Source organism: Spirosoma pulveris (assembly GCF_054781875.1).
This window is the reverse complement of the sequence record NZ_BAAGTO010000007.1, coordinates 71,017-92,673: the sequence shown is the minus strand read 5'-3', so window position 1 is coordinate 92,673 and position 21,657 is coordinate 71,017. Positions and strand designations below refer to the sequence as shown.

Genomic DNA, 21,657 nt, shown 5'->3' with positions numbered 1-21,657 from the left:
GGCTGCTACAAACATTTTCTGTCTATACTATGTAGTCTATTGATTGTCAATGGGCCACGGGTCATGGTTGACTCAGCGTCAACGTTACATTTAACACCGAAAACGCGCTGGTCGCTCCAGGAAACAAGCCAGCGCGTTTTCAGCGTCTACGGCTATTATTCCAAAGGCAGTTGCGCAGCGCCCGCAGGCTGATTCTGATGTAAAGTTGCTGTGGTGAACGGCTCATCTTTCAGATAAGGCCGGGCATCTCGTGACCGAAGTTTATTTTTCTTTTTCCGACGTTTTGATGGAACCGGAGCATAGTTGGATGGCTTCGTCACCCAGGTCAGTAATACGGAAGCGAGTAACAGGCCAAGCAGGCCATAGATCATCGTCATGGTGTTGGTTATTTAGTAGTGGACATACGTAGTTAAGTACCTTATTAACCGCTCAGGCCAATTAAACGAACAGCTTGAACCGACAGTATTGTAACCAGCCGAACCTTTAGGGAACGGTCATGACAACCCGAAATGCCGTTAATGGCCGACCAATGAGAATAAATCCTGGTCTTATCCCGAATCTGGCAGCTTAATTGATCCTGCTTACGGCTGTTGGTTCAGGGTGATTCTGGCCGAATCGGACCTGAGCACAAATCCCTGCCCCTGCTTTTGAACGGCGTACGATTCATTATTGATACGCAGGCTGTCCCCCTTCATTTCCCAGGTAAAAGGCGCATCTTTTGATACCATGCCCAGTTGAATATGGTTAGTACCCTTGCCATTTTTGCGGAAGCTGTAAATAGCTTTCGAGTCCAGAAGGTGAGTTAAGCTGGCGGTGTCCGTACGCTCGGTTGAATGAATCGTGTACGTTGCCGTAAACCGCTTGCTGGCAAAGTCATTATCCCGAATGCCGCTTTGGCATCCAATCAGTAAGCCCAGTCCAATGGCCCACAGGCTTATCCGTCGATACATCATAAAACAATCATGTTTTGTAGGTTGGAAAGCGTTACGCCAATTGTTCACCCAAAAAAGTGTGGAATAACTTTCGTTTGGGATGGCGCGGGTTGGGCAGACTGCCACCAGCCCCGTCCTGGCGGTATCAAGGACTCGACCGGCTCACCGGCGGCCAGCCGCCTGACCATCTGGGCCAGCCGGGTTGGCTCGGGGTTGCCGCTGCTGACGTTGAAGACACCCGGCTCATGACGGTCCTCCTGCCGGGTAAGCAGGCAATGCCAGTCGTACATACCTAATAAGGCCCATACCGTTACGGCCTGTATGTCGGCACCTGCGTCTGTCGCCAGCTGCGTCTGCTGCCATACTTCACCCAGCCAGCGCATCTGTTCATCTGCGCAATCGCCCAGATGGGCTTCCGTAATGGCAATTGGCAACCTATAGCGTTCCCAGGTTTCGAGCAGCAAACCACTCAGGCCGGTGCGGTGTTCGGGGCGGGCGCGTACCATCTCGGTGTCGGCATAGGTATGGCGGTTGTTGCCGCCATGCGTGCAGGCCGGATAAGCCCGAATGTTTTCGTCCAGATAACGCTCGCTGGTAACGTAGTGATTCACCCCCAGCACGGACGGCGGGCAGGCATTTTCGACCAGAAACCACAAATCGGCCTCGCTCGCCCCCGACCAGCGCAGGTGATCCCAGAGCGGATGGTCCGGCACTACGCGTCCGCAGAGTAGATCCCAGCTTAACCACCGGCGTTCATTTTCCAGCTCTGCCTGATAACCGAGCAGGGGCGTGCTGTGTATTTTTCCCAGATCGTCGGTTTGTATCAATTGGGCATCGGGCCGCACCTTTCGGATTTCGGTCATGGCCCGGACGGTGGCGCGGCATTCGCGCAGCAGTATATCGACAAACGACCTGGCCGACTTGCCATGCGGGTACCAATGGCCGTAAAGTCCGCCGAAACGGGCGGTGGTCAGCGGTTCATTGACGGGTGTGTACGCGTCGATCCACGGGTATCGCTCGGCAACCTGACGGGCATACCGGGCCAGTCCATGTTCAAATTCGGGCCGGTCGTAGGTGGCATAGCAGGGGCCGCAGCCATGGTGTACCAGTCCCGCAATGGGCCGGATGCCCAGCTCCCGTAATCGATTCAGCCGCTCGTCAGTCCAGGACCAGTCTGGCTTATCGGGGTGGTCCGGGGCGGTCCGTTCCCACAATACCGGGTAGCGGAGAGTGCTGATGCCCAGATCGGCAATTAAGTTCAGATCACTCAGCCTGTCCTGATGGCCCCCGCGTTTAACCTGATCCTGATACACATCGCCTACCCGGTTGACGGTGCACTCGAGGCCTCCCCACAAAGCTGGTTTTGTTGGTTGAGAAACGTATAGATCATCCCGGTTTCGTTGTCGATTGCTCATTGAATTCGTTGTCGGGCCGAATATGTAACGCAGCCAGCCTGTTGGTTAGGCCTGCTCAACACGCGCCCCTTCAGGTATGTCCGCCAATTGGTAATAGGAATGAGGCAACGGTCGAACCGGTTTCTAACCCGTATTCGTTTGTGGCTGCATGGCCAGGAGGAGTAAATACTTCCAAACGGGTAAGTACATTAGTCTGAGGGGAATGACTCGGCAGGGTCGGGGTCCGTTTGCTCACCAATTCGGTCGATTATCGGAAAGTGGAAGCCACTGCACAGTTCAATAGGCACGATCACGCCAGTCCAGCAGGTTTTACAAGGTATGTGGCTTGCCACCGGCTTAATGAATAGCCAATGAATTATACGATCAACAAGTCCGACAAGAGCAGTGCCTTACAGCCCCAGCCAGAAAAGGCACTCGTTAAACATAGCGTAGGAAACTACGCCTTTGTCAGTTCACCTGAGGTTCAGAACCTGGTCTGTTTTTCACACCTGCGCTGGGATTTCGTTTATCAACGTCCGCAGCACCTGCTCAGTCGCGCCAGTAAACAGTGGACTGTCTGGTATGTAGAAGAACCCCAGTGGGGCGAAGCGCTCCGGCTCGACATCCGGCAGGTCGATGACCAGATTCGGGTCGTTGTGCCGCACCTGCCCCACGGTATCGACGACGAAGCCGCCGTTCGGTTGCAGCGCCAGTTGGTGAATCAGTTTCTGGAACAGGAACAGCTCACCGACTTTATTGCCTGGTACTACACTCCCATGGCCCTCCGCTTCACGGCTCACCTCAAACCCCGCCTGACGGTCTACGACTGTATGGACGAGTTGTCCGCTTTTTCGGGAGCCTCTCCGCTGCTTCTCGAACAGGAAGAAAAACTCATCCGACGGGCCGATCTGGTGTATACCGGCGGATACAGTTTATACGAAGCCAAAAAAAACCGGCATCCGCAGGTGTTCGCGTTTCCCAGCTGCATCGACGCTCACCATTTCCTGCCCGGCCGGAACGGTATCGACGATCCCGCCGATCAGCAGAACATTGCGGGACCACGTATTGGCTTTTGTGGCGTCATCGACGAGCGACTCGATCTGAACTTGCTCCGACAACTGGCCCAGCGCCGGCCCGACTGGCAGTTTGTTCTGTTGGGACCGGTCGTGAAGATCGACCCCAACACCCTGCCGCAGGTACCGAATCTGCACTACCTCGGCATGAAGAACTACCGCGATCTGCCCGCCTATTTCGGCAACTGGCAGGTAGCCATGATGCCCTTCGCCATCAATGAAGCCACCCGGTACATCAGCCCGACCAAAACTCCGGAATATCTGGCTGCTGGCCTGCCCGTTGTCTCGACGCCCATTCGCGATGTGGTACGTTCGTATGGCGGCTGGGGTCCGGTGCTCATTGGCGACTCGGCCGCTACATTCGAAAAGGCGATTGAGTTTGCGCTCAAGGCCGGCCATGACGCCGACTGGAAAGCCATTGACGCCCGGCTGGAAGAACAGTCCTGGGATAATACCTGGCAGCAGATGCAGCGGCTCATGAACGCGCAGCTCAAGGGAGTTCTGGCGGAGCAATAAATCCCCTCGTTTTTCAGCGGGTCAAACAGCCTTCATAAAAAATCGCAGCTCAATCTGTCGACTGAGCTGCGATTTTTTATCCGTCTGCGGAGACAGGATTACTTACTGGCGATCTCCTTCAGGCTTTTTACGCCCATGTTCCAGAGGATGAAAGAGTAAATGTCGGCCGTTGTTTCGATGTTCTTTTTCGTGTTACTGGCTCCGTGACCCGAATTTGTATCGATTCGAATCAATACCGGATTAGGTCCTTTGTAAGTGGCCTGCAACGTGGCCGCGTATTTGAACGAGTGAGCCGGTACCACCCGGTCGTCGTGGTCGGCAGTGGTAATAAGCGTAGCAGGGTAGTTGATACCGGGTTTGATGTTGTGCAGGGGCGAGTAGGCATACAGCGCCTTAAACTCCTCCGCCTTGTCGCTGCTGCCGTAATCGGCAATCCAGTTCCAGCCGATGGTGAACTTGTGGAACCGCAGCATATCCATGACACCAACCTGCGGAATAGCCACCCGGAACAGTTCGGGCCGCTGGTTCATGACTGCACCTACCAGCAAGCCCCCGTTCGAGCCGCCCTGAATGGCCAGCTTGGCCGGGCTGGTATACTGCTGGGCAATCAGGTATTCAGCTGCGGCAATGAAATCATCGAAAACGTTCTGTTTTTTGAGTTTCATCCCCTGTTCGTGCCATTTCTCACCGTATTCGCTGCCGCCCCGCAGGTTGGCCTGCGCATATACACCACCCTGCTCCAGAAACGGAATCCGAAACGGACTGAATGATGGCGGTAAACTGACATTGAAACCACCGTAGCCATACAGCAGCGTTGGGTTGGTGCCGTCCAGCTTCAGCCCCTTCCGGTAGGTCAGGAACATAGGCACTTTAGTGCCGTCCTTGCTGGTGTAAAAAACCTGTTTGGTTTCGTAATCGGTAGGTTTGAAGTCGACCTCGGGGGCGCGGAAAACGGTGCTTTTCCGGCTGGCGATATCGTAGCGATAAATAGTGGGCGGGAAAGTGAAAGACGTAAACGAATAGAAAACGAACTTGTCGTCTTTCTCACCCCCGAACCCACTCGATGAGCCAATGCCGGGTAGCTGAACGTCCGTCTCGTACTTGCCGCTGTAGTCGTATACCGCTACTTTAGAGGTCACATCTTTGGCATATTCAACGAATAATTTACCACCGGCCGCGCTGACACTGTTTTCGGAGATGGGCTCGGGCTTTTCGGCGATGAGCGTCGAGAACGTCCGCTTTTTGGTGTCGAAGGCCATGACTTTGCTGTTCGGCGCTTTTTCGTTGGTCAGGATCAGCAGCCGGTCGCCGTCATTATCGACAACCCCGTAGCTAAAATCCGTAACCTCGGCCACCACGGGTGTGAATGTCTTTACCGCCGATTTCGCATCGAGAAAGTACAGCGAATTGCCATCTTTCCCTTTGCCCCGGTCGCTGATCGACAGCAGCGCAAATCGCTCGTCGTCGGTTGTGCTGACGATGTGGAACCGCTGCGGATTTTTGGCGTCTTCGTACACCAGCCGGTCGGCCGATTGGGGCGTGTTCAGCTTGTGGAAGTAAACCTGGTGGTTTTCGTTTTTAGCGGCCAGGGCGCTGCCTTCCGGTTTCGGGTAGCGGCTGTAATAAAAACCATCCCCCTGCCAGGCGGCCCCGGAAACCTTAACCCATTCGATCTTATCGGACAGATAGGTCTTCGTGGCCAGTTCCATCACCTGATATTCCTGCCAGTCGGACCCGCCTTTCGACAAGCCCACGACAGCGTATTTGCCATCTTTGGATAGCGAAAACGCACCCAGCCGGGTAGTGCCGTCGGCTGACAGTTTATTGGGGTCGATTACGAGTTCAGGTTTACCATCCAGCCCCTTTTGCCGGTACAGTACGGCCTGATTTTGCAAGCCGTCATTTTTTGAGAAGTAAAACCACTCGCCTTTCCGGCTCGGGGCTGAGTATTTCGGGTAATTGTAGACCTGCTCCAGTCGATCCTGAAACTGCTTGCGGTACGGAATCTGCGACAGGTAGTCGAACGTAACCTGATTTTCGGCTTTGACCCAGGCGGCTGTTTCGGCCGATCGGTCATCCTCGAGCCAGCGGTAAGGGTCGGCAACGGTTGTCGAATGATAGGTGTCGACCTGATCCGTCTTTTTTGTTACCGGATACGGAAGCGGGCCGGTGGTCTGGGCTAGAATAACAGACGAACTCAACATAGGAAGCAGTCGAATGAGATGAAGGTAACGCATAAGCAGAGCGTTTTTTTAGCTAGTTAAGGGAATCTACGCGAATTACGGGGCTGGCGGTGAAAAACCAAATAAGCCTGTTCGAATAGGTTCTCATCCTGTCAGAAACGTCAATTATTTAGTTACATTTAGCGCCAGGGAAAATCTAAAATTCTTGAATAAGTTACTTATTCATAGTTAGTTATTGTCATGTTTGCTATTTGTTAACGATGCGAACTCTGCTCTGCATTTGTATCCACGTCCTTTGCATCTACCTGCATCAGACTGGGTGGGCACAAACCAGCGCGTCGGGTACGGCTCCGGCTTTCCGGGTCGATCACATTGGCGTACGGGATGGGCTGACCCAGGGGTCGGTCTATTATATGCTGAAAGATAGCCGGGGTTTTCTGTGGTTCGGCACGCAGGACGGACTCAATCGCTACGACGGACGTCAGTTTCGAACTTATCGGCCCGCCCTTGGGAAAGAGGGGGCCGTGGTGCCGGGTTCCATCCGGGGTATCAATATTTTCGGTATCGTAGAGGACCCCGACGGTAATTTGTGGATAGGGACCGAGGAAGGACTTAATCGGTACGACCGGCAACGCGACCGGTTCGATTGCTTTTTCGGGACCAGGTCGGCTACCAGCCAGAAACGGCTTGCCAACCGAATCCTGCCTTTTTTTGTCGACAACCATGAACTTCTCTACCTGAGTGATGCCGAAGGACTGGTGCAGTATCAGTTCCGAACCCAGCGTAAGCTCGTTCTGGCGTCGGTCCCGCATTTAGGCAAAGAGTACGATCTGCAAAGTTCGACCGTTCGCACGCCCTCGGGCGATGTCTGGCTGCATGCCTCCACCGGGCTGATGCGCTACAATATTCGGAACCGAACGCTATCCCGCTATTTTAGCGATCATCCCGACAATCAGTTTGGTGCTGTTCAGCATGTCTTTTCCTTCTTTATTGATGCCAATGAGATTGCCTGGATCGGCACCGGAAATGGATTGATTCGGTTCGACCATCGCCGGGAAATCGCCCAGACCTACGAAACTGTCGGTGCCAAACCTGTCAGCGAGATTTACAGCATTGCCACCGACCAGCGCGGTCGGCTCTGGCTGGGTACCCAGAGCGACGGGGTTCTGTACTTCGACAAGCGATCCCGGCTGTTTGGACAGGTAAACCAATTCACCCAGAACGGTCGCCAGTTGAGTGAGTTGAAGATCAGTAAAGTGTACGTTGACCGGCAGGGGATGATCTGGGCCAATATGGACCCCGACGGACTGGCCCGAATCGTACCCGATGCCTTTCTGTTCGGCGGACTTGTCAAGGCGGTCTCGTACGATACCCTGTCGGCCAGCCAGAAACTGAGCAGCTATACGGTTCGGGGGTTTATGGAGGAGCGATTCGATCGCCTGTGGGTGCTTACCGAAAGCGGTATCGACGTGTTTAATCCCCTTACGAACCGAATCGTAGAGCGTTTTCTAACGCGGAAACCGTCGGATACGGGCCGGGTAAACCCACAGGCCAGATGCCTCTATCGAGACCCGAAACGGCAGATCTGGGTGGGAACTCGCGGGGGCGTACTAATGTACAGTAAGACCGCTAAGGTGTTTGAGTCAATTCGTTTTGATTCGTCCATTCCTGGTCTGGCAACGGACGACTACGTCCGGAACATGGTCAGTATTTCGGATACCGTGCTGATTGCCGCCACCGAAAGCGGTCTGTACGCGCTTAATACCAAACGGCGTTTATGGTCGAAAGTGCCGACGCTGGCCAATCAGAACGTATTTAGTCTTTTCTATAATCCGTCGAACCGGCAGCTATGGGTCGGTACTTTCCTGAACGGGTATTACTGCTATCAGTTAACCGGTGCAAACAAGGCGTGGCGGTTTGTCCGGTCGGGCCTGAAAGGCTACACGATATTGAACATTCGGCCCGATGATCGCCATCCTGCGCTCTGGCTCTCCAGCGACCGGGGGCTGGTTAATCTAACGGATAAAAGTAATCGCTTCCGGCTCTATACAGAACGACAGGGGCTGGCCAATTCCTTCGTGTACGGAACGCTGGCCGATGCCGACAATAACATCTGGATGAGTACAAACCGGGGCATCTCCCGCCTTGACCCGTCAACGCAGATGATCAAGAATTTTATGCCGAATGATGGGCTTCAGGGCTACGAATTCAATGGAAACGCCTTCCAGAAGACGGCTTCCGGCGAGCTGTATTTTGGGGGCGTCAGTGGGTTCAACCGGTGCCTTCCGAATATGTTTCGGCCCAGTGCCTACAATCCATACGTGTATATTCATTCGCTGAACATCAATGAGGAGCCCTTTATTACGGATACGTACGTCGGCGAAGCCAAACGCATTCGGCTGGGGCATACACAGAATACGCTGTCGCTGGAGTTTGCAGCTTTGGACTACGCCAGCAACGGACATAACGGCTACCAGTACCAGCTTTCCAATTACGATGACCGCTGGGTAATGGCGGGTGAACGAAACTATGTCCGGTATGCCAACCTACCGCCTGGTTCGTACACGTTTCAGGTAAAAGCGGCCAATCAGGATAGTCGCTGGAGTGTCCACACCCGCACGCTGGCTATTTACATTGAACCCCCTTTCTGGCGAAAAGGGCCTTTTATCGTTCTGGTTCTGCTAATTCTGACGGCACTGGTGTGGTTGTGGATCATCCATCGTGAAAATGCCATTCGTACCCAACAGGCCGACCGGGTGCGGTTAGCGTACGACATACAGGAGCAGGTAAAGAAAGAAATAGCCCGGGATATACACGACGAAATTGGTACCCGGCTGGCAACGATCAAGCTTTACACAACCCAACTTACGCAACTCGCCGGTGAAACGCCGGGCATCCTTCCCCTTAAAGCAACCATATTTCAGTTGATCAACGATACCATTGGCGATGTGCGCAATATGCTGCGCAAGTTAAATCCCCAAACGCTGGAACGGCATGGGTACATAGCCGCCGTGGATGAGCTGTTTTCCCGGATTACGGCCAGCGGCATTGTGCATGCCCAGTATTCGCTGGATGGAATTACCGAGCAGGAGAACCGGCTTCTGGCCGAGGTGGAAGTAATGTTGTACCGAATTACGCAGGAACTGGTCAGTAACTCCCTCAAGCACGCCAACGCGACCTTGATTGACCTGGGCATAACGCAGATGCCCGACCGGATCGTGCTGGTATACCAGGATAACGGACGTGGGTTTAACTATGAACAAACGCAGAAAAAAGCGTCGGGCCTGGGTATTGGAAATATTGAATCCCGAGTGGCCATCCTGGGTGGGCGCATTACCTGGAAAAGCCAGGCCGATAAAGGGGTACAGGTGACGATAGATGTGCCCGTGAGCCCGCTGGTCAGGCATGCGTTTTCGGCAACGCAATCGAATCTGCCCCTTTCGGGTTAGTGGGCGTTGAACTCAGTGCGGGAAGTGATTCGCGGAATCAGGCCCTGCGCGTCGTTTTTTAACAGCATCTCAAACAGCAGGACGGTAGCTGCCGCGTCGCCCATGGCCCGGTGACGGCCGTTGAGCGGGATTTCGAGTGAGCGGCAAAGCTTACCCAGGCTGTAGGACGGATGCCCCGGCAATAATTTCCGGCTGGTGCGAACCGTACACAGTGTTCGCCGGAAAAAGTCATGGCCCAGCCAATTTAACTCCTTCTGAATAAAGTTGAAATCGAAGCCAACGTTATGGGCCACAAAAATAGCGTCCTGAGTAATGTTCATCACCTCCCCGGCCACCTCCGCGAAGGTGGGTGCATCCTGTACCATTTCGTCAGAAATGCCCGTCAAGTGTCGGATAAACGGTGGAATCGGGCAACCGGGGTTAAGCAGTGAGTGGAATGAATCAACTACCTGCTGCCCGTCGTGGCGGAAGATGGCAATTTCGGTAAGGCGAGTAGGGCCTTTCACGCCCCCAGTCGTTTCAACGTCAACGATACAATACACAAAAGAAAAGTTTACGGGATGCGTTCACTTCTTCAGCTAAAGCAGGTGTGTTCGTCAGGGACTTGACCGTAACCCGTAATTTTTAGCCGGATATCGTAAACGATGAACCGAATACCCTATAAAGGTACGGTTTTACCGCGAAGCCTGCAACGACCGGTCGCGAATCGGTTGTTTATCCGGCCCCGGCCGAACCACCACACCCTCCCGGATAAGTCGTAAGGTGTACTCCAGAATATAGTCCCGATTGGCCATCAGGTCGTCGAAATTGCGGGTGACAATGAAGTCGGGTTCGACGGTAAAACCATTAGCCCGCTCGGTGTTGACCGCGTGCGTCAGTTTTTTTAGCGGAATCCGCACCTGAAGCCGGGAGTTAGGCAGGGTTACCGTCTTGAAATGTCCCGCGAAGTCGCCCCAATACGCGCTACCGCTCGCTTCGCCAACAAAGGTGCCCATACCGGCATCGAGGGTTTTGGCCAGCACTGTGGTTGTTGCCGAGAAAGACGCGCCGTTCTGCATGAAGTAAATATTGCCATGGAACGCATCCCGGTGCCGTGGCCGGTACCGGCGGTTGCCGGAGCGGCTGGCAAAGCCGCCGGATTTATCGGTCCGGTATTGCAGACTGAAATTCAGCGCCGAAAAGGGATTCCAGCGGGTAACCAGTTCGGCGCGGGCCGCCTGTTTCATCTCTTCATGGTCCATAATTCGAAACGGTTTCGGCATCCAGTACCGAAGCAGCCGGGCCGAATTCACGACAATGCCGCCCCCGTTGCCCTGCATATCAACAATCAGGTTTTGAACATTCTGCTCGCGTACAGTTTTGAATGCCCGTTTTAGTCGTCGATTGAATGCCCATTGAAAGGGGTCATTCTTTTTGAGGCCCATAAACGACGAAACCCGCAGTACTGCCGTCCGGGTCAGCGTATCGACGATCCGAACGGACAGATTAGGGCGATGGTCAAGCTCCTCTCCGTACCGACGCTGAATAGTAGCCCGGAAGTTAGCCAGACTTAAACACCGAACCCGCGTTTGCCGAACAAGGGTATCGTCGGTGAGCCGATAGGTGATCTTAACCGAATCGGCCGAGCCGAACCAGGCTGCGTAGTAATCAGCAAACTGGACCATGCTCCACTGGCGTCGGCCGGTCAGGTTGTCGCCGTCCGAGCCGGAATGGTCGGTATTCATGAGTTCGCGGTGAACATCGGCTACTGGTTTGCCATTGATGGATAGCAGTTCGGTGCCGCGCCGTAGGCTGGTATCGGCAGATACGTTGTGGCTTATGTAATACTGCGAATCGACAAGCCGGATATAGAACGGAATGAAGCGCGTTGACTTGCCAATGAAGTTTTTTCGGTGATTCAGGTTCGTGTGCCCGTCTTTGAGAGCGGCTACCAGCGGACTAACGTGGTGAAAGAACGACATATAGTCGTAGGGGGCCGTCAGCCGGTTGTAGAGCGAGTCATACAACTGCTCCATCCGGGGCTGTGGCGTGTAGTAGCCCATGCCGGGATGGAGCAGGTCGAGCTTTCGCTTTAAGTAACTGAGGTCGGCGCGGGCCTGAGCCGGCGTAATCGTCTGGGCTGATAAAATCTGATAACTTAAGCCGACAAATAAACCTATTAAAGCCAGTGTTTTACTAATCTTCATCTTTTCACGTTACGGTATAAGAAATTCTATAGAATTTCTTGGTATTCATTCCGTGAAGATAAAATCTAGCGCAACTAAAATCAATAGGAATTGTTTGTTACCTCATTAAAATTTTGTTCGCGGTCGGTTTAGCTGCGTCAATCAGCTGTCTTTCCGATGCGGAACAACCGTCCAATGCTTCACTCCGGGCATGTTTTCGGCAACGATAGCAGCCGCTACTTCCTCCAGATTTTCTTCATTGGTCGTAAAAAACAGACTCTTGGTCTGATCGTTGTCCTGGGTGGTGCGCACCTCATAATATTCATTATGGTGCTCGATAGCCTGTTTTTCGACGAGTTGGTATTGTGCCATGGTAGAGAAGAGTAGTTAGGTAACGATAACTCGGAAGATGGACGGATGGTTATCCCAGCAATGTAATCAGCACGGCACCTCCAACCATAATGCCTGCGCCGATAAGCTTTCGCAGAATTCCCTGTTCATTAAAAAACCGATACCCGAACAACACGCTGATCAGGGCTGATATTTGAAACAGGGCCAGGGCATAGCCAACGCGCATACCGGCCAGTGCCAGATTACTCATCAGTTGCGAAATACCAGCCGTTGCGCACAGTGCCAGATACGTCGTCTTCTGCGAGAAGACGACTTTTAGCTGCGACCACCATACAGCCCGCATCGTTAGGGCAATCCAGATAGCCGAGAATAAGAAGCCAAACAGACACCAGTAAAAAAAGGCGATGGTTGGCGTCGACAGCAGAATGGATTTTTTGAGAAAAGTGCCGTCGATAGCCGAGAAGACCAGTGCTGCCAGCCGTAGTTTAATTTCCGGCCTTTTCCAGAGAGGAACATGATCGGGCTGCGCCGACGAATGGCGCGATTGTCGATCGGCCAGCACGACGTAGCTGCCGGCAATGATGAGGAGGATTCCGACAAACCCCCACCAGCCCGGAACTTCGTGGAGCAGGAAAATGCTCAATACCATACCAACCACGGCTTTGTAGGCATTGATTGGCCCCAGCACCGACAAATCGCCCAGACCGATTGCCCGAACCAGAAAGACGTTGCCAAACATGGCAAATAAACTGGTCGTCAGAATAGTTTGCCAGAAGGCTGGCGATAAACCTGCAAACTGAAGATGGGGCCAGAACGCCAGGCAAACGACTGCCAGCACGCCGTACGTTACCGACATGATGAACAACGGATCGGCCATCCGCTGCGTCAACTGCTTTTGAAACACATTTTGAAGCGGATTGACCACAATACGGGTCAAAACGGCCAGGGATGTAACGGTGGCGACGGTCAGGATCATAGCGAATAGGCTAAAAGTCTGCTATAAAACGCATAAGTCAAGAAGTAAAAACCTTTTTTTGTACATCACTTTCCTGATTCACAAACGTTTCGTACCTTTGCGGTCTTATTTTTGAGGAGGAGATACGAGGTGAACCCATTACGCGCATACGACATCCACATTGTCGGCCTTGACAACAAACGCTACGAGTACGATTTCACATCGGACAGTACGTTTTTTGCTGCGCTTGAGCAGGAGTTGATCAAAGCAGGCAACGTTCAGACGCATCTGGTGCTGGAAAAATCAGAAACCATGATCCGTCTGGAGTTTCACATCGTAGGTACCGTCGAACAAACGTGCGACCGTAGCCTCGATGAATATGACGAACCGGTCGATACGAAGCAGACAATGCTGCTGAAGTTTGGCGACCACAACGAAGAACTGAGCGACGAGATTGAGCTTATCGAGCGCAACACGTCGACCATTAATGTAGCCCGCTACATTTTTGAGTTCATCAGCCTGTCGTTGCCCATGAAGCGGCTTCACCCCCGGTATCGGGACGAGGACGATCAGGACAATGACGATCAGAACGGTAAGCTCATTTACAGTTCTGACACCGCAACGAGTAATGACGATGCAGACGACCAGAAGGATATCGATCCTCGCTGGGCCGCTTTGCGAAAACTGAGTGATAATTAACCGGTTCTGGCCTACGGGCATCGACCGAAAACGAATAACTGACAACTGTAAACTGACATGGCACACCCCAAACGACGCCACTCCAGCACCCGGCGCGACAAGCGCAGAACGCATTACAAGGCTACGCCTGTAGCGCTTTCAACCGACGCCCAAACCGGCGAAGTACACGAGCGGCATCATGCCCACGTTTTTGAAGGTAATCTGTTCTATAAAGGACAAATGATCATTGAGAATTACGCGAAAACAGCTTAGTTCTTATCCATTTTTGAAAAGTATTTCGCTGACGTCTTTCCCAAGATGAACGTGAAATACTTTTTTATTGCCTGTCACCTCCCTATTTTTACGCGCATTTAGTAAAAAAACCAGCTTAACTGGAGGGTATTGAACAAACAGAGTCAATGAAAATTGCAGTGGACGCAATGGGTGGCGATTTCGCTCCCGACGCTATTATAGAGGGAGTCCTGATGGCCGCTGCTGAATTGCCGGATAATGTAGCCATTGTGCTGATTGGTAAGCAGGCTATAATGCAGGAGTTGATCAAGAAGCATACTGCGGAAGCCGTTGCCAATATAGAATTGGTTAACGCCGACGATGTTATTGATATGAGTGAGCATCCAACCAAGGCACTCTCGCAGAAACCCAATTCCAGTATCGGGGTTGGGTTTAAACTTTTGAAAGAAGGGAAGGTCCATGCGTTTTGTAGTGCCGGGAACACCGGTGCCATGCACGTAGGGGCACTGTTCAGCATAAAGGCTATTGAAGGCGTACTACGGCCGTGCATTGCCGGATTTGTTCCGCAATTGACCGGCGGTTACGCCGTTATGCTCGACATTGGAGCCAATGCCGATTGTAAACCCGAAATGCTCGCTCAATTCGGACATATAGGGTCTATTTATGCCCAGTCGACCTTCAATATCGACAAACCGCGGGTGGCACTCATGAATATTGGTTCTGAGGAGCAGAAAGGCTCTTTAGTCGCGCAGGCAGCCCATCAGCTTCTGAAAGAAAATCACCGGATCAATTTTATCGGTAATATTGAAGGCGGAGATTTCTTCGGCGGACATGCCGATGTGATTATAACCGACGGTTTTACCGGAAATGCGATGTTTAAACTGGGCGAGTCGTTCTACAAAGTAGCGTCCCAACGCGGGATCAGCGACGAGTTCTTAGATAAAACCAACTATGAATCGGTTGGTGGAAGTCCAATTCTGGGAGTTAACGGCAATGTGATTATTGCCCATGGTATTTCATCTCCGTTAGCGATTAAAAACATGATTGGTCTGGCCATCCGGCAGGTTGAGTCCGACGCATACACTAAAATTGCACAGGCACTCAGTTAATTATGGACAGTGTTGGCCTACAGTCCACGGCATTGGCCCGGCTGATTTGCTGATAACTGATCATACGGTACTGTTTACTGATAATTGTACTATCTCCTATGAGTAAAGCTGCCATAACTGGAATCCACGGCTACGTTCCAGACTACATACTGACCAATGCCGAATTGGAGCGTATGGTAGATACAAATGATGAGTGGATTACCAGCCGAACGGGTATTAAAGAACGGCATATTCTAAAAGGCGAAGGCATGGGGTCGTCGCACATGGGGGCAAAAGCTGTGGCAGGTTTGCTCGAAAAGCTGGCTATTAAACCCGAAGAAGTCGACCTGCTGATCTGTGCAACAACGACACCCGATTTTGTTTTCCCCTGTACCGCCAATCTGATTTGCGACATGGTAGGCATTCGGAATGTCGGGAGCTTTGATATTCAGGCCGCCTGTTCCGGTTTCCTGTATGCCCTTACCATCGGCTCACAATTTATCGAGTCGGGCAAATACAAAAAAGTTATTGTCGTAGGGGCCGATAAAATGTCAGCTATTACGGACTATACCGACCGGACCACCTGCGTGCTGTTCGGCGATGGAGCCGGGGCCGTCATGCTTGAACCCAACTCCGATGGTTTCGGTATTTTGGACACGATCATCAAGTCGGATGGCGTCGGGCAGAATCACCTGTTCCAGAAAGCAGGGGGGAGCCGCTACCCACCCACCCACGAGACGGTCGAGAAACGCTGGCATTATGTGTATCAGGATGGGCCGTCGGTCTTTAAATTTGCCGTGAAAAACATGGCCGACGTATCCGCCGAAATTATGGAGCGTAACCACTTGTCGGGCAACGATGTTGCCTGGCTGGTACCGCACCAGGCCAACAAGCGCATCATTGACGCCACAGCGCATCGGATGGGTATTCAGTCTGATAAAGTGATGCTGAATATCCATAAATACGGAAATACAACAGCCGCTACCATTCCACTCTGCCTGTTCGACTATGAATCGCAGTTAAACAAAGGTGATAATCTGGTACTGGCAGCGTTTGGTGGAGGTTTCACCTGGGGGGCTGCCTACGTAAAATGGGCCTATTAACTTTATGTATGATATATGATGTAGGATATATATAACCACAGCCCTACATCATACATCTTACATCTTACATCATACATTTCAAACATGGCAACGACCGCAGATATCCGTAACGGATTGGTTCTTAATTACAACAACGACCTTTTTCAAATAACTGAATTTCAGCACGTGAAGCCGGGCAAAGGCGCGGCTTTCGTTCGTACGAAATTGAAAAGCCTCACCACAGGCCGGGTAATTGACAATACCTTCAACTCGGGGGCAACAATTTATCCTGTTCGTGTAGAGCGTCGGAAATTCCAATACCTTTACAAAGACGAAGCCGGGTTTAACTTCATGGACCAGGAATCGTTTGATCAAATCAACCTCGACGAAAAAATCGTAGAGGGTGCCGATCTGATGAAAGAAGGTCAGGAAGTTGAAATTTTGATAAATGCCGACAGCGATACACCGCTTTCGTGCGAATTGCCTCCGTTCGTTGAACTGGAAGTAACTTACGCCGAGCCGGGTATCAAAGGTGATACGGCAAACAGCCCTAAAAAGCGGGTTGAAGTGGAGTCGGGTGCCAAAATAATGGTTCCCCTCTTTATTGAGTCAGGCCAAAAAATTCGTGTAGACACCCGTACCCGAGATTACGTAGAACGAGTGAAATAACCGAGGAGTGAGGAGCGGGAAGCGAGGAGTGAGAAGACACTATGTCTGGCTCTGCTCCTCACTCCTCACTCCTCGCTTCTCACTCCTGAACTATGAGCACACAAGACATACAGCAACTTATCGACTTCATCTCGCAATCTGGTTTAGACGAGGTTAACATCGAAACAACTGACCTGAAAATCAGCGTCAAGCGTTATGGTTCCGGCGCCCCTGTAGCCGTAGCACCAGCCGCCCCTGCAGTCGTGGCGCCAGCCTCTGTTCAACAGGCGGCAGCTGCTCCGGCGGCACCCGTTGCTGCACCAGCCGCCCCGAAAGCAGATACGTCAAACTACATCACCATCAAGTCGCCGATGATCGGAACGTTCTACCGCTCGGCTAATCCTGAGTCGCCGATGTTCGTTGAAGTTGGCGACACGGTAAGTGAAGGCAAAGTGGTCTGTATTATTGAAGCCATGAAGTTGTTCAACGAAATCGAGTCGGAAGTATCGGGCCGTATCGTGAAAATTCTCGTCGAGAACGCCACGCCAGTCGAATACGACCAGCCGCTGTTTTTGGTAGAACCCATCTAATTGAAAGAGTGAAAGAGCGAAAGAGCGAAAGCGTGATTCTAGCACCTTCGCTCTTTCGCTCTTTCACTCTTTCGCTCTTTCAATCATGTTCAAGAAAATATTAATCGCCAATCGGGGAGAAATTGCGTTGCGGATTATCCGGACGTGTCGTGAAATGGGTATCAAAACGGTGGCTGTTTACTCAACCGCCGATCGCGATAGTCTGCACGTGCGTTTCGCCGATGAGGCCGTTTGCATTGGTCCGCCCATCAGCAAACAATCGTATCTAAGCATCCCCAGCATTATCTCGGCGGCCGAAGTAACCGGTGCCGATGCCATTCACCCCGGCTATGGGTTCCTCTCCGAAAACGCTGAATTCTCGCAGATCTGCGCCGATTATGGTATCAAATTCATTGGTGCTACCGCCGAGCAGATTAACGGAATGGGCGATAAATCGACAGCCAAAGCCACGATGAAAGCCGCCGGTGTTCCGGTTATTCCTGGTTCTGACGGGCTGCTCGAGTCTGTAGAGCAGGGCAAGAGATTATCCGCCGAAATGGGTTATCCGGTTATCGTGAAAGCAACCGCCGGTGGTGGTGGACGCGGTATGCGGATCGTTCGGACGGAAGAAGACTTCGAAAAAGCCTGGAACGACGCTCGTACCGAAGCCGGTGCCGCTTTTGGCAACGATGGACTCTATCTGGAAAAATTCGTTGAAGAGCCCCGCCATATCGAAATTCAGATCGTGGGCGACCAGTATGGCAAAGTTTGCCACCTGTCGGAGCGGGATTGCTCGATTCAGCGCCGTCACCAGAAACTAATTGAAGAAACCCCCTCGCCAATCGTATCCCCCGAACTTCGGGAGAAGATGGGAGCTGCCGCTATCAAAGGTGCCCAGGCTATTGGGTACGAAGGAGCCGGAACGGTTGAGTTTCTGGTCGACAAGCATGGCGATTTCTACTTCATGGAGATGAATACCCGGATTCAGGTGGAGCACCCCATTACCGAAGAGGTAACGGATTTCGACCTGATCAAAGAACAAATCAAAGTGGCCGCCGGTGCCGAAATTTCGGGCCGGAACTACACCCCAAAACTGTTCGCCATGGAGTGCCGGATCAACGCCGAAGATCCCGCCAACGGGTTCCGGCCATCGCCCGGAAAAATCACGAACCTGCACTTCCCCGGTGGGCATGGTGTTCGGATCGACAGCCACGTATACAGCGGCTATACCATTCCACCCAACTACGACTCCATGATCGCCAAGCTGATCGTATCGGGTCAATCGCGCGAGGAAGTCATTACGCGGATGAAGCGTGCCTTGCAGGAATTTGTTATCGAAGGCATTAAAACTACGATACCGTTTCATATCCGGCTGATGGACGATGCTAAATTCCAGTCCGGCCAGTTTACAACAGCTTTTCTGGAAACGTTTGATTTCAGTAAGTTGTAATTCTACGCGGACGAGTTTCCACCCGTGTTAGACGGTTTTACATTAGAAAAAACGGGGTGTTGTCCTTTAGTGACAGACATCCCGTTTTTTTATACTTCTGCATGAATCACCTCGCTACGGCCGATTACATTGTTTTCTTCGTTTACTTCATTATTGTAGTTGGGTATGGCTACTGGGTTTACCGGCGCAAACGCCAGGCCCAGATGAACACAACCGACTTTTTTCTGGCCGAAGGGTCGTTGACCTGGTGGGCCATTGGTGCCTCGTTAATTGCCTCCAATATATCGGCCGAGCACTTTATCGGTATGGCGGGGTCTGGTTTTGCCATGGGACTGGCTATCTCCTCGTATGAATGGTTTGCTGCGGCTACCCTGATAATTGTCGCCGTTTTCTTCATTCCCATTTATCTCCGAAATCACATTTACACCATGCCGCAGTTTCTGGCGCAACGGTATAGTGACACCGTTAGTACCATTTTGGCGGTGTTCTGGCTGGTGGTGTATGTATTGGTGAATCTCACCTCCATTTTGTACCTCGGGGCAATCGCTATCGAATCGCTGGTGGGAATTTCATTCACGACCTGCACGATTGGACTGGCCCTGTTCGCCATTTTTATCACCCTGGGCGGCATGAAGGTGATTGGGTATACCGACGTTATTCAAGTGGTTGTGTTGATTTTCGGCGGTCTGGTCGTCACGTATCTGGCTTTGCAGCTAGTAGCGCAGGAGTCGGGTATATCGGGCGTCTGGACGGGCTTAGTCACGATTAAAGAACACGCCGACAGCCATTTCCATATGTTTTTCCCGAAAGGACATCCGCATTACGAGGTGTTGCCGGGCATGGCACTGGTAACGGGCGGGATGTGGATCAACAACCTGTCTTACTGGGGTTGTAATCAATACATCGTTCAGCGGGCGCTGGGAGCCGATTTGAAGACGGCCCGTTCCGGAATTCTGTTTGCCGCTTTCTTAAAGCTGTTTATTCCGGTAATTGTGGTCATTCCCGGTATCGCTGCCTTTGTCTTGTACCAGAGTGGTCCCTTTCATAATGCCATGACCGATGCATCGGGCGTTGTGAAGCCCGACCATGCCTACCCGGTGCTCATGAATCTGTTGCCAATTGGGATGAAAGGACTGGCCTTTGCGGCTCTGACGGCAGCTGTAGTGGCCTCGCTGGCGGGTAAATGCAACTCGATCTCGACAATTTTTACCCTCGATCTGTACAAGAAATATATTGACAAGTCGGCCTCGGAGCAGAAGCTGGTCAACGTTGGACGTTGGGCTATTGTCGCGTCGTTTGCGGTGGCCATCTCACTGGCACCTATGCTACGGTCTCTCGATCAGGTGTATCAGTATATTCAGGAATACACCAACTTCATTACGCCAGGGGTGTTCGCCATTTTCCTGCTGGGTTTCTTCTGGAAACCGGCTACCAACCGGGCCGCCATGACGGTGGCAATTATGACCATTCCCTTCTCAACCCTGCTTAAATTCTGGCCGGAAGTGATGGGCTTGTTCGATGTGCAGGTCGACACGATTCCCTTTCTGCACCGGACAACGATTGTGTTCTGCATCGACATGGTTCTGATGGTCGTCGTGTCGCTCACCGATCCCGCCGGATATAAAACGGGTAAAAGCATTATCGTAGACAAGCAGATGTTTCGCGTAACACCGTCATTCATCATTGGCTCGGTTGGGATTCTGGCTATCCTGGCAGTTTTGTACACCAAATTCTGGTAAGGCCAATGAAACCGGTTTTGCTAGTCGTATTTCTCTGTATAAGCCTGTCGACGATGGCGCAAGTGCCGCAGCGGCTTGATTCCGTCATGCAGTCAATGAACGCACCAACCGGGCCGGGAGCCGCCCTGCTGGTCAGGGTGAACGGGAAGACCATCTACAAAAACGGCTACGGGCTGGCTAACGTCGAAAAAAAGGTGCGTATTACATCCGAAACGAGCTTCCGGATGGCGTCGGTTTCCAAGCAGTTTACGGCTAAGGGCATTTTGCTACTGGAAAAAGACGGGAAACTATCGGTCGATGATCTCCTAATCCACTTCTTTCCGGATTTTAATCCGCTGGTAGGAAAGAAAGTTCAAATTCGCCATCTGCTGACGCACACATCGGGTATTCTTGATTACGAAGCCGTCATGAACCCGAAGCAGCAGACACAACTGCTGGATGACGACGTGCTGACGCTGATCAAAGACAAGGGTTCACTCTATTTTGAGCCGGGTACGCAATTTCGGTACAGTAATTCGGCTTATTGTTTGCTGGCGCTGGTTATCGAGCGGGTTTCCGGGCAGTCGTTCGCATCGTTCATTCGTCAACGGATTTTTCAGCCGTTGCACATGAACCAGTCTACGGTGTATGAAGCTGGAAAGCCAATTAATAACCGGGCGATGGGGTATCGGAAAGAGGGTGAAAAATTCACCTTCTCGGATCAAAGTGTCACGAGTGCGACTAAGGGCGATGGAGGTATATACACATCTCCCGGCGACTATCAGAAATGGATATATGCGCTTGAAGCCAACAAACTGCTCGATCTGAAGACCGCACTGGCACGAACAGGCAAGGTGATTCCACAAACGAGCGATAGCTTTTACGGAGCTGGCTGGTTTTATCGGCAACCCGAAAAGCCCGTACTATTTCACTCCGGAAGTACCTGTGGCTTCAATAATTACGTTGTGAGTATACCCTCGGAACAGTTTTTGATGGTTTGCTTTTCGAACAAAGCGAACAACAAACTGAATGCATTAGCCATTATGAAAGTACTGGCTGAATCCGGTTATGCGAAGCTGGCCGATATACTAGCTTTGGATGATCTGACACAGTGAAAAATTTCGACATAACTTTTGCTCTATGTTGCTGGTTGA

19 protein-coding genes are annotated in these 21,657 nt (G+C 52.0%); 11 read left to right on the top strand and 8 right to left on the bottom strand.

Annotation, left to right across the window (positions count from 1 at the left end; genetic code table 11):
* Positions 1 to 155: 155 nt before the first annotated feature.
* From ACYVJM_RS21720 to ACYVJM_RS21710, 3 genes are all read right to left on the bottom strand, one after another.
* Positions 156 to 377 carry a hypothetical protein gene (locus tag ACYVJM_RS21720; RefSeq protein WP_461150335.1) on the bottom strand — a complete coding sequence of 74 codons (222 nt, stop codon included), beginning with the start codon at positions 375 to 377 and terminating at the stop codon, positions 156 to 158.
* A gap of 204 nt (positions 378 to 581) precedes the next feature.
* Positions 582 to 953 carry a hypothetical protein gene (locus ACYVJM_RS21715; protein ID WP_461150334.1) on the bottom strand — a complete coding sequence of 124 codons (372 nt, stop codon included), beginning with the start codon at positions 951 to 953 and terminating at the stop codon, positions 582 to 584.
* A 44-nt stretch (positions 954 to 997) separates the two neighbouring features.
* Complete coding sequence (locus ACYVJM_RS21710) at positions 998 to 2,347, bottom strand: family 1 glycosylhydrolase (protein ID WP_461150333.1); 1,350 nt, start codon at positions 2,345 to 2,347, stop codon at positions 998 to 1,000.
* 350 nt (positions 2,348 to 2,697) lie between these two features.
* On the opposite strand from ACYVJM_RS21710, the gene ACYVJM_RS21705 reads away from it, so the two are divergent.
* On the top strand, positions 2,698 to 3,915 hold the full coding sequence (locus ACYVJM_RS21705) for a glycosyltransferase family 1 protein (RefSeq protein WP_461150332.1): 1,218 nt from the start codon (positions 2,698 to 2,700) through the stop codon (positions 3,913 to 3,915).
* 98 nt (positions 3,916 to 4,013) lie between these two features.
* On the opposite strand, the gene ACYVJM_RS21700 is transcribed toward ACYVJM_RS21705, so the two are convergent.
* On the bottom strand, positions 4,014 to 6,119 hold the full coding sequence (locus ACYVJM_RS21700) for a prolyl oligopeptidase family serine peptidase (RefSeq protein WP_461150554.1): 2,106 nt from the start codon (positions 6,117 to 6,119) through the stop codon (positions 4,014 to 4,016).
* A gap of 239 nt (positions 6,120 to 6,358) precedes the next feature.
* Here ACYVJM_RS21700 and ACYVJM_RS21695 point away from each other — a divergent pair, with 239 nt between their 5' ends.
* A complete protein-coding gene (locus ACYVJM_RS21695; RefSeq protein ID WP_461150331.1) occupies positions 6,359 to 9,547 on the top strand; it encodes a ligand-binding sensor domain-containing protein in 3,189 nt (1,062 codons plus the stop codon).
* On the opposite strand, the gene ACYVJM_RS21690 is transcribed toward ACYVJM_RS21695, so the two are convergent.
* The 4 genes from ACYVJM_RS21690 to ACYVJM_RS21675 form a co-directional block, all read right to left on the bottom strand.
* Complete coding sequence (locus ACYVJM_RS21690) at positions 9,544 to 10,089, bottom strand: 3'-5' exonuclease (RefSeq protein ID WP_461150330.1); 546 nt, start codon at positions 10,087 to 10,089, stop codon at positions 9,544 to 9,546. The two genes, ACYVJM_RS21695 and ACYVJM_RS21690, sit on opposite strands and share 4 nt — an antisense overlap.
* 132 nt (positions 10,090 to 10,221) lie before the next feature.
* Positions 10,222 to 11,733 carry a S41 family peptidase gene (locus tag ACYVJM_RS21685; protein WP_461150329.1) on the bottom strand — a complete coding sequence of 504 codons (1,512 nt, stop codon included), beginning with the start codon at positions 11,731 to 11,733 and terminating at the stop codon, positions 10,222 to 10,224.
* A gap of 141 nt (positions 11,734 to 11,874) precedes the next feature.
* Positions 11,875 to 12,084, bottom strand: coding sequence for a hypothetical protein (locus tag ACYVJM_RS21680; RefSeq protein ID WP_461150328.1), 210 nt, complete (start codon positions 12,082 to 12,084; stop codon positions 11,875 to 11,877).
* Between the two features lie 49 nt (positions 12,085 to 12,133).
* Positions 12,134 to 13,039 (bottom strand): EamA family transporter, encoded by a 906-nt coding sequence (locus ACYVJM_RS21675; protein WP_461150327.1) that lies wholly within the window; start codon positions 13,037 to 13,039, stop codon positions 12,134 to 12,136.
* 129 nt (positions 13,040 to 13,168) lie between these two features.
* On the opposite strand from ACYVJM_RS21675, the gene ACYVJM_RS21670 reads away from it, so the two are divergent.
* The 9 genes from ACYVJM_RS21670 to ACYVJM_RS21630 all read left to right on the top strand — a co-directional run bounded on the left by ACYVJM_RS21670 (position 13,169) and on the right by ACYVJM_RS21630 (position 21,618).
* Positions 13,169 to 13,717, top strand: a complete 549-nt coding sequence (locus ACYVJM_RS21670) for a YceD family protein (RefSeq protein WP_461150326.1) — start codon at positions 13,169 to 13,171, stop codon at positions 13,715 to 13,717.
* A 57-nt stretch (positions 13,718 to 13,774) separates the two neighbouring features.
* The gene (rpmF, locus tag ACYVJM_RS21665) at positions 13,775 to 13,969 is read left to right on the top strand and encodes a 50S ribosomal protein L32 (protein ID WP_012929722.1); all 195 of its coding nucleotides are present in this window, start codon (positions 13,775 to 13,777) and stop codon (positions 13,967 to 13,969) included.
* 146 nt (positions 13,970 to 14,115) lie between these two features.
* A complete protein-coding gene (plsX, locus tag ACYVJM_RS21660; protein WP_461150325.1) occupies positions 14,116 to 15,057 on the top strand; it encodes a phosphate acyltransferase PlsX in 942 nt (313 codons plus the stop codon).
* A 98-nt stretch (positions 15,058 to 15,155) separates the two neighbouring features.
* Positions 15,156 to 16,139, top strand: coding sequence for a beta-ketoacyl-ACP synthase III (locus tag ACYVJM_RS21655; RefSeq protein ID WP_461150324.1), 984 nt, complete (start codon positions 15,156 to 15,158; stop codon positions 16,137 to 16,139).
* Positions 16,140 to 16,223: 84 nt separating this feature from the next.
* Complete coding sequence (gene efp / locus ACYVJM_RS21650; protein ID WP_461150323.1) at positions 16,224 to 16,787, top strand: elongation factor P; 564 nt, start codon at positions 16,224 to 16,226, stop codon at positions 16,785 to 16,787.
* A gap of 92 nt (positions 16,788 to 16,879) precedes the next feature.
* On the top strand, positions 16,880 to 17,356 hold the full coding sequence (gene accB / locus ACYVJM_RS21645; RefSeq protein ID WP_461150322.1) for an acetyl-CoA carboxylase biotin carboxyl carrier protein: 477 nt from the start codon (positions 16,880 to 16,882) through the stop codon (positions 17,354 to 17,356).
* Between the two features lie 85 nt (positions 17,357 to 17,441).
* Positions 17,442 to 18,785, top strand: a complete 1,344-nt coding sequence (gene accC / locus ACYVJM_RS21640) for an acetyl-CoA carboxylase biotin carboxylase subunit (RefSeq protein WP_461150321.1) — start codon at positions 17,442 to 17,444, stop codon at positions 18,783 to 18,785.
* Between the two features lie 101 nt (positions 18,786 to 18,886).
* Positions 18,887 to 20,524, top strand: coding sequence for a sodium/sugar symporter (locus ACYVJM_RS21635; protein WP_461150320.1), 1,638 nt, complete (start codon positions 18,887 to 18,889; stop codon positions 20,522 to 20,524).
* A 5-nt stretch (positions 20,525 to 20,529) separates the two neighbouring features.
* Entirely contained in the window at positions 20,530 to 21,618 is a 1,089-nt protein-coding gene (locus ACYVJM_RS21630; protein WP_461150319.1) for a serine hydrolase domain-containing protein, read from the top strand.
* Positions 21,619 to 21,657 lie beyond the last annotated feature (39 nt).